At 70.8% G+C, this 8,555-nt stretch carries 7 protein-coding genes; 5 read left to right on the top strand and 2 right to left on the bottom strand.

The window, feature by feature from the left end; genetic code table 11:
* Together AOK08_RS36990 and AOK08_RS36995 are read right to left on the bottom strand one after the other, a co-directional pair.
* Positions 1-680 (bottom strand): nucleotidyl cyclase domain-containing protein (locus tag AOK08_RS36990; protein ID WP_241827251.1); only part of this gene is annotated, 680 nt, incomplete at its 3' end.
* Positions 681-846: 166 nt separating this feature from the next.
* Positions 847-1,578: a Crp/Fnr family transcriptional regulator gene (locus AOK08_RS36995; RefSeq protein ID WP_055534279.1), complete on the bottom strand. Its 732-nt coding sequence runs from the start codon at positions 1,576-1,578 to the stop codon at positions 847-849.
* 305 nt (positions 1,579-1,883) lie between these two features.
* On the opposite strand from AOK08_RS36995, the gene AOK08_RS37000 reads away from it, so the two are divergent.
* The 5 genes from AOK08_RS37000 to AOK08_RS46885 form a co-directional block, all read left to right on the top strand.
* Positions 1,884-2,381, top strand: a complete 498-nt coding sequence (locus tag AOK08_RS37000) for a GntR family transcriptional regulator (protein ID WP_079054487.1) — start codon at positions 1,884-1,886, stop codon at positions 2,379-2,381.
* A gap of 4 nt (positions 2,382-2,385) precedes the next feature.
* On the top strand, positions 2,386-3,330 hold the full coding sequence (locus tag AOK08_RS37005; RefSeq protein WP_055534280.1) for an ABC transporter ATP-binding protein: 945 nt from the start codon (positions 2,386-2,388) through the stop codon (positions 3,328-3,330).
* On the top strand, positions 3,327-4,436 hold the full coding sequence (locus AOK08_RS37010; RefSeq protein ID WP_055534281.1) for an ABC-2 transporter permease: 1,110 nt from the start codon (positions 3,327-3,329) through the stop codon (positions 4,434-4,436). The genes AOK08_RS37005 and AOK08_RS37010 overlap by 4 nt, the downstream gene beginning before the upstream one ends.
* Before the next feature lie 140 nt (positions 4,437-4,576).
* The gene (locus AOK08_RS37015; RefSeq protein ID WP_055534282.1) at positions 4,577-7,933 is read left to right on the top strand and encodes a S8 family peptidase; all 3,357 of its coding nucleotides are present in this window, start codon (positions 4,577-4,579) and stop codon (positions 7,931-7,933) included.
* Positions 7,934-8,253: 320 nt separating this feature from the next.
* Positions 8,254-8,555 (top strand): hypothetical protein (locus AOK08_RS46885; protein ID WP_055534284.1); only part of this gene is annotated, 302 nt, incomplete at its 3' end.

Consider the following 8,555-nt stretch of genomic DNA (forward strand, 5'->3'; position numbering starts at 1 on the left):
GGGCCGTCCGCTGCTCCGGCAACCTCGGCCTCGCCCTTGTCCGTCGCCTTGTCCGTTGTTTTGTCCGCGCCCCCGATCGTGGGTGCCGGTCTGCCCGGCAGGTGGAACCAGGCGGTGGCCTCGCCCTCCTTGAGAGGCAGACGGGCCGTGGCGTACCGCTCGGGCTCGATGAACTTGCCGCCGCCCCTCACCACGTCCTCGTACAGCGAGCCGGAGACCACGACGACGAGGTCGGCGCCCTCGGCGTCGAGGAGTTCGCGGGCGGCGCCGGAGTCGGCGAGGCGGCAGGCGAGGTCGACGGCGCGCCCGCAGATCCCGTTCTCGTCACGCCGGACCGGACCGACGTGCATCCCGACCCGCAGCCCCAGCGGCACCCGCAGCGCCCGGTTCTCGTCCCGCAGGCTCTCGTGCAGCTCGACCAGCCACAGCCCGAGCAGCCGGGTCACCGGGACCCGCGCGGACACCGACAGCAGTACGCCGTCCCCCCGGTCCTCCATGTGGAAGGCGTCCCGCGCCACCTTGGCGTGCGTGAACGCCGCGTTCACGACCCGGTAGATCCGGGCGCGCATCCGGGGCTTGTCGACGTCGTCGTACTCCCCGGAGCGCCGGGCATCGACGCTGATCACCAACTCGTAGCGCGCTTCGGTGAGTTCCATCCCGTCGCCGTCCACCTCGTCCACCCCGTGCCCCCTCGGCGCTTTCGACCGTGCTCGACTGCCGCTCGACTGTCGATCGGTAGCTGTTCGGTCGTTGTTCGGTAGCTGTTCGGTCGTCCCATCAGGTTCGGGCCCGGGACGGGGGCCGTCTGTAGCCGTTTACACACAACGGGCCGAATGTTCCGGGGCGTTACACCTGTTGCGCCTCCGCGTCCGTGTGACCCTCGGCGAGCAGGGCGAGCAGGTCGGGGTCGAGGATCTCCACGACGCGGTTGCCGGTCCGTACGATCCGCTGGGTGCGCAGCAGCCGCAGGCTCTTGGCGACGGCCTCGCGGGTGGCTCCGATGCTGGCGGCCAGCTCGTCCTGGGCGAGCTGCACGACCGACGAACTGGACTGCGCCGTACGGGCGTAGGGGCCTCGGGGTGCGCCGCCCGACCCCGACCCCGACAGTTCGGTGAGCCGGCCGGCCAGGCGCTGGAGGACGGTGAGGGAGGCGAGCGCGGACCGTTCCTGGTCGGCGCTGCGGAGCCGGAAGGTGAGCTGGCGGATCACCAGCCCGCTCACCCGGGGATGCTCGGCGAGGAACCTGCGGAACGCGTCCCCCGGGATGACCTGGGCCTGTGTCGGCCCCAGCGCCCGTACCGTCGCGCTGCGCGGATGCGGGTCCAACGCGGCCATCTCACCTAAGAGTTCACCGGGTCCGCGCAGTCCGAGGATGAGCCGGGTGGCGCCCCGGTCCGTCGCGACGGAGACGGTCACCCACCCCTTGACGACGATGAGCACATGGCTGGTCCGGTCGCCCTCGGTCAGTAGATGGGCGTCGGCCGCGAAGTTTTTCGGGTTGCCGAGGGACATGACGCCCTCGCGTTCCTGGGCGGTCAGTGCCTGTGCGAACGCCAGCTCGTCGCCTAATAAACCCACGGCACACCCCCTCCCTCCGCCGCGTTCCGGACCCGGGTCCTGACCCTGGTGCCGCGTCTTGCGACACACCTGGTCCTGCGATGGCGTTGATGGTGACAGAACTAAGCCATGGAGTGGGCGAATTACGCCACTTCCGGTACACGGAAGGGTGATCCGTGCTAATCGCCCCCGGCGCCGAGCCGACGCCGAGCCGACGCCGGGGTGATGCCAGGACGGCGCCAGGGCGACGCCGAGCCGACATCCCGGACCGCGTTGACAACTGCCCTCGCACCCCTTCATCATCATTCCACTAATCAAGTAGTGGAATGGTGGTGGTGATCGTGGAGTACCGCATCGACAGGCGGAGCGGGGTCCCCGCCTTCCAGCAGATCGTGCAGCAGACAAAGCAGGCCCTGCGGCTGGGCGTTCTGGTGCCGGGCGACCGGCTGCCGACCGCCAAGGACGTCGCCGAGACCAGCGCGGTCAACCCGAACACCACCCTCAAGGCGTACCGCGAGCTGGAGCGCGAGGGCCTGGTCGAACCGAGGCCGGGCCAGGGCACCTTCGTACGTCGCACGCTGGGCCGCGTCGACGCGGGCACCGACTCACCGCTGTACGGGGAGCTGGTGACGTGGATGTCGAAGGCGGCCGGGGCCGGTCTGGAGCAGGAGGACGTGGCCGCACTGGTCGCGTCGGCGATGGAGCAGCAGTACGCCGCCGGTACGAAGGCGGCGACGGGGCCCGCAGGGGCAACGGGGGCCACTGGGGCCATGGGGGCCGCTGGGGCCACGGGGTTCACGACAACTAGGAGCACAGGTGAGTGACGGTATGTACGCGGGGGAGCCGGCGCTTGAGGCGTACGGGCTGGGGATGCGCTACCGGCGGGGCTGGGCGCTGAAGGACTGCTCGTTCCGGCTCCCGACCGGCCGGATCTGCGGGCTGGTGGGACCCAACGGCGCGGGCAAGACCACGCTGCTGAGCATCGCGGCCCACGTCCTGGAGCCGACCCAGGGCTCGGTCAGCCTGTTCGGCGAGACGCCGGGCTCGGCGGAGTCCGGCCGGCGCACCGCGTTCCTCGCCCAGGAGAAGCCCCTGTTCCGCCGCTTCACCGTGGCGGAGACCCTGCGCCTGGGCCGGGAACTGAACCCCGGCTGGGACCAGCGCGCCGCCGAGGACATCGTCCGCGCGGGCAACGTGCCCTTCGACGCGAAGATCAGCACCCTCTCCGGCGGTCAGCGCACCCGCGTCGCCCTCGCCCTCGCCTTCGGCAAGCGCCCCGACCTGCTGCTGCTCGACGAGCCGATGTCGGACCTCGACCCGGTGGTGCGCCACGAGATCATGGGCACCCTGCTCGCCGAGGCCGCCGAGCACGGCACCACCGTGCTGATGTCCACCCACGTCCTCGCCGAACTGGAGAACGTGTGCGACTACCTCGTGGTCGTCTCCGGCGGCGGAGTGCGCCTCGCCGGTGACGTGGACGAGCTGATGTCCGTGCACACCCTGGTCACCGGGGCCAAGGAGGGCGACGGCCCGCCCGCCGCCCTCGGGCAGCACACCCTCGTCGAGTCCCGCACCAGCGGACGGCAGTTCACCGCGCTCGTCCGCCCCCAGGGCCCGGTCACCGGCCCCTGGGAGACGGACTCCCCGACCATGGAGGAACTCCTCCTCGCCTACCTCCGCTCACCCGAGGCACCTCCGCTGATCACGCCCACCGCCCAGGTCCAGGGCCAGGGCCTCGACGGGTCGTTCGGCACCGGGGCGGTGGCGGCATGAGCACCTTCACCGGCTCCTCGAATCCGGCGGGCGCGGGGCCCGGCACCACGACCGACGGCAAGAACGGGACCAGGAACGGGACCATGAACGCGACGACCACGACCACGACCACGAACACCAGCACCAGCGCGGACACGGAGTCCGTCGGCACCTGGCGTCCCCGGCTCAGCGGGATGACCTGGCTGGTCTGGCGCCAGCACCGGGCCGCGTTCTGGACGATCCTCGCCGCCACCGCGCTCTCCGTCGCCTGGATGGTCTACCAGCGCGGCCAGATGACGGACTTCCTCGACAGCCACGGCTATCCGGCGAAGAACATCGACGACATCGGCGAGCAGTTCCGGCCGTACATCGACTCGTTTCGCTCCGCCACGCTGGGGCTCTCGGTGATACCCATACTGCTCGGTGTCTTCCTCGGCGCCCCGCTGCTCGCGGGCGACCTGGAGAACGGCACGGCCAAGCTGGTCGCCGCCCAGTCCATGAGCCGGACCCGCTGGCTCGTCACGAAGCTGGGGCTGGCCGGGCTGGTCGTCGTGGTGAGCACGACCGCCCTGTCGGCGGTGTTCGGCTGGTGGTGGAGCCCCGTCAAGTCCGAGGCCACGGTCCTGGAGTGGTTCTCCGGCCCGGCCTTCGACAACACGGGCCCGGTGCCCGTCGGCCTCACCCTGCTCTCGGTGTTCGGCGGGGTCGCGATCGGTGTGGTGCTGCGCCGCACCCTGATGGCCATGGTCGTCACCTTCGGTTTCACCGTCGCCGTCCAGATCCTCTGGGGCCAATTCCGGCTGTCCTTCGGCGACGTCATCACGGTCAACACGCACAAGGGCGTCGGGGAGACCTCGTTCCCGTCGATCCCCGACGGCGCCTACCAGCCCGACCAGTGGTACCTCACCGGCAGCGGCGATCTGGTGGGCTGGGGCATCTGCGCGGAGCCGACCGAGGCGGCACGGAACGCCTGCCTCGAAAAGGCCGATGTCGTGGGCTGGTCGGTGGAGTACATCCCGACGTCGCAGATGAACAGCATGCAGTGGTTCGGGGCGTCGGTCCTCTTCGCCCTGACGGCCGCCGTCGTCGCGTTCCTCGTCGTCTGGGGCCGCAAGCGGCTCGTCTGAGGCTCGTCCAAGTAGCCAAGTAGCCAAGTAGCCAAGTAGCCAAGTACCCAGTACCCGAGTATCCGAGTATCCGAGTAATTGTCGTCCCGTGATTCCGGGCTGCTTCGCCATGCCCGGAATCACGGAGAGAAAGGCATGCCGTGACTCACCGAAAGAGGCGGGCGAGCGAGGCTTCGGCCCTCGCCCTGCTCACCGCCACCGCCCTCGCCGCCGCCCTGCTGGGCGCCCCGGGAACCCAGGCCGCGCCGGCCGACAGCGGCAGTACGGCCGCCACTCCCGCCACTCCCGCCAAGACCAGAACCGTCACGCTCCTCACCGGGGACCGCGTCACCCTGGACGCCACCGGCCAGGTCATCGGCGTACGGCCCGCCAAGGGGCGCGAAGGCACGACCTTCCGAATATCGCGGAACGCCGACCGCACCTACGTCGTCCCGCGTGACGCCGAGCGGTTCCTCGCGAACGGCACCGCCGACCGCCGCCTGTTCGACGTGACCCAGTTGGTCGAGTGGGGGTACGACGACACGTCCCGCCCCGACCTCCCGCTGATCGTGACGTACGCCAAGGGCCGTGCCCTGACCCGGAGTTCACTGTCCGCCGCCGGCGCCCGGGTGAGCCGGAACCTGCCCAGCGTCCACGGGGACGCGCTGAAGGCCCGCAAGTCGTCGGGCGCCGGCCTGTGGGAGACGCTCACGGGAAGCGGGGCGACCCAGGCGCGGGAGAGATCGAGTGTCGCCGACCGGGTCGAGAAGATCTGGCTGGACGGCAAGGTCGAGGCGGCCCTCGACCACAGCACGGCCCAGATCGGCGCCCCCGAGGCCTGGGCGGCCGGATACGACGGCAAGGGCGTCAAGGTCGCCGTGCTGGACACCGGGATCGACGACACGCACCCGGATCTGCGGGGCCGTGTCCTCGCGGCGAAGAACTTCTCCGAGGCGGCCGACACCGTCGACCGGGTGGGCCACGGTACGCATGTGGCGTCCACGGTCGCGGGGTCCGGCGCGCACTCCGGGGGCAAGTACAAGGGGGTCGCGCCGGGCGCCCGGCTGATCAGCGGCAAGGTGCTCGACGACGGCGGCTTCGGCGAGGAGTCCGGCATCATCGCGGGTGCGCAGTGGGCCGTGGCCCAGGGCGCCAAGGTGATCAATCTCAGCCTGGGCGGCGAGGACACCCCCGCCGACGATCCCCTCGAACAGGCGGTGGACAAGCTGTCCGCCTCCTCCGGCGCCCTCTTCGTGATCGCGGCCGGCAACGAGGGCCCCGCCGCCGGCACCATCGGCTCGCCGGGCAGCGCCGCCGCCGCGCTCACCGTGGGCGCGGTGGACCGTACCGACGCGATGGCCGAGTTCTCCAGCCGTGGCCCGACGGCCGACGGCACCCTCAAGCCCGACCTCACCGCGCCCGGCGTCGACATCGTCGCCGCGAAGGCCGCCCACGGCACGGAGGGCGACCCGGCCGCCGACGGCTATGTCTCGATGAGCGGTACGTCGATGGCGACCCCGCATGTCGCGGGCGCCGCCGCGATCCTCGCCCAGCGCCACCCCGACTGGACCGGTGAGCGCATCAAGGCCGCGCTCACCGCCTCCGCCAAGCCGACCGCCGGCGTCTCGGCGTTCGCACAGGGCACGGGCCGCACGGACATCCCCCGAGCCCTGAACCAGCAGCTCACGACCACACCCACCACCGTCGGCTTCCCCACCCAGCAGTGGCCGCACACGGACGACACCCCGGCCACCAAATCCATCACCTACCGCAACGACGGCGACCGCCCCCTCACCCTCGACCTGACCACCGAGGCGTACGGCGATGACGGCAAGCCCGCCGCCGAGGGCATGTTCGAGGTCTCGCCGAAGCAGCTCACCGTCCCGGCGGGCGGCACGGCGACGGCCCAGGTCACCGCGGACACCAGGGCGGGCACGACCGACGGCGGCTTCGGCGGCGCGGTCATCGCGACGGACGGCGCGGGCGCCACCGTACGGACCGCCATCGGCGTACAGCGCGAGGTCGAGTCGTACAACCTGACCGTCAAGCACCTGGACCTCAAGGGCAGGCCCACCGGCCGTTCCCAGACGGGTGTGCAGGGCCTGGACAACCGGATCTGGGAGGACTACTCGGACGACAGGGACGGCGAGTTCACCGTACGGCTGCCCAAGGGCCGCTACAGCCTGGAGGGCCGCATAGACACGGGCACGACCCCGGACTCCGGGAACCTGGCCCTGCTCCTCAACCCGAAGTTCTCGCTCACCCATGACACGACCCTCGTCATGGACGCGCGCAAGGCCAAGCCGATCCGCGTCACCGTGCCGGACAGGCAGGCGAAGCACACCGACGCGACCCTCAACTACGGGTTCGACATCGGCCGGAGGAGCAGCACCTCCTCCTACGACATGGGCAGCTTCGACAAGCTGCGCGTCGGCCAGTTCGGCGCCAGGTTGCCCGCTGCCGAGGCGTTCGCGCAGTACAACGGCACCTGGGCGCACGGCAGTACGCACTACCGGCCGACGTGGAACCGTACCGGTGACCTGTCGGGCTTCACCGCGAACCTGAAGCCCGCGCAGTTCGCCAAGGTCACCATCCCCGTCGCGACGCCCGCCAGGGGCAAGTCGGCGACGCTGGTCGCCGCGCCGGTCATCCCGGGCGGCTCGTGGTTCGACTTCTACCCGGACAGGCTGCCTCTGCCGGGCACCTTCACCGACTACGTCCTGCCGGGCGTGAAGTGGCGGTACTCCGTCTCGCAGGAGGGCGGCCGGGACGCGCAGGGCGACCCGGTGTGGGACGCCAACATGGCCGCGAGGCACCGCTCCTTCAGCGCGGGCAGGCAGTACACCGAGCGCTTCAACACCGGCGTCTTCGGCCCGCACCTCACGGGCCCGGTGACGGCCGGCGAGGACCGTGTCGGCGCGGTGCGCGTCGGCGACACCCTCCTGGCCTACCTTCCCCTGTTCGCGGACGGCGCCGGCCACGTCGGCGAGACCCGCTACAGCAAGGCGAGGAGCACCCTGTACGCGGGCGGCACGCGCGTCTTCGACATCAACACGCCCCTGTCGGGCGACCGGTACGAACTCCCCGCCGCCGAGCATGAGTTCCGCCTGACGACAGACGTCTCCCGCCCGACCACGCTGTCCCCCGTCTCGACGCGGATCACCGCCGAGTGGACCTTCACCTCCGCGCACGTCACCGGCGTGGGCGAGCGGCTGCCGCTGTCGGTGGTCCGTTTCACGCCTCGCCTCTCCCCGTCGAGCACGGCCAAGGCGGGTACGCGCTTCTCGGTGCCGTTCACGATCGAGGGCGCGGCAACGGCCCGTACCGCCCGGAGCCTCGCCTTCTCCGTCTCGTACGACGACGGCCGCACCTGGCACGCGACCAAGCCGATCGACGGCAAGCGCCTGGACCTGAAGCACCCGGCGAGGCCGGGCTCGGTCTCCCTGCGGGTGACGCTGACGGACGCGGACGGCAACACGTTGAAGCAGACGATCCAGCGGGCGTACCTGACGAAGTGACGAAGTAGGGAAGCAGAAAGGGGCCCGGATCCGAGGGGTGAAGCAGCGGGGAGACATGGTCCCCCGCTGCTTCACTCCAGCCAGGCGGCCACTCTCCTGACCCTCACGAACGCGGTCGACCAGAAGTTCCGGGTGCGCTCGGAGTACGTGCGAAGCACGACGGACACGACGAACGTGAGCACGTGGAGTGGGTGGCAGTACTTGACGGTGCGGACCTGAGGACCTGAGGACCTGGGGGCCTGAGGACCTGATGGCCTGGGGGCCTGGGGCGGCGCCGGGAAGCCCCTCTCATCCGGGCGCCCGTCGGGCAGGATGACCTCATGACAAAGCTGCCCGAAGGGTCCTCAGGCTCGGTGCTGTCGTTGTGGTCCCAGGACTCGGTACTGTCGATCGGCTCGGCGGGCTCGGTACTGTCCGTGGCCTCGGTCGGCTCGGCCTTGTCGATCGGCTCGGTCGGCAGCGCCTTGTCGGTGGGCTCGATCGGCTCTTCCCTGTCGTTCCTCTCAGCCGGTTCGTGGCTGAGCACGGGGTCGTTGCTCTCGGCGCAGTCACGGTGGTCGGTGCTGTCGTGGCGGGCGTCGCGGGGGTTCATGGCGATGGGGCCTGTTCCTTATACACATCT

It is taken from the genome of Streptomyces graminilatus (assembly GCF_001418565.1).
Classification (GTDB): Bacteria; Actinomycetota; Actinomycetes; order Streptomycetales; family Streptomycetaceae; genus Streptomyces; species Streptomyces graminilatus.

What these genes read in the sequence shown, in the direction of transcription:
- AOK08_RS37005 (WP_055534280.1), top strand. Translation starts at nt 2,386, where the DNA reads ATGTACGCGGGGGAGCCGGCGCTTGAGGCGTACGGGCTGGGGATGCGC.
- AOK08_RS37000 (WP_079054487.1), top strand. Translation starts at nt 1,884, where the DNA reads ATGGTGGTGGTGATCGTGGAGTACCGCATCGACAGGCGGAGCGGGGTC.
- AOK08_RS37010 (WP_055534281.1), top strand. Translation starts at nt 3,327, where the DNA reads ATGAGCACCTTCACCGGCTCCTCGAATCCGGCGGGCGCGGGGCCCGGC.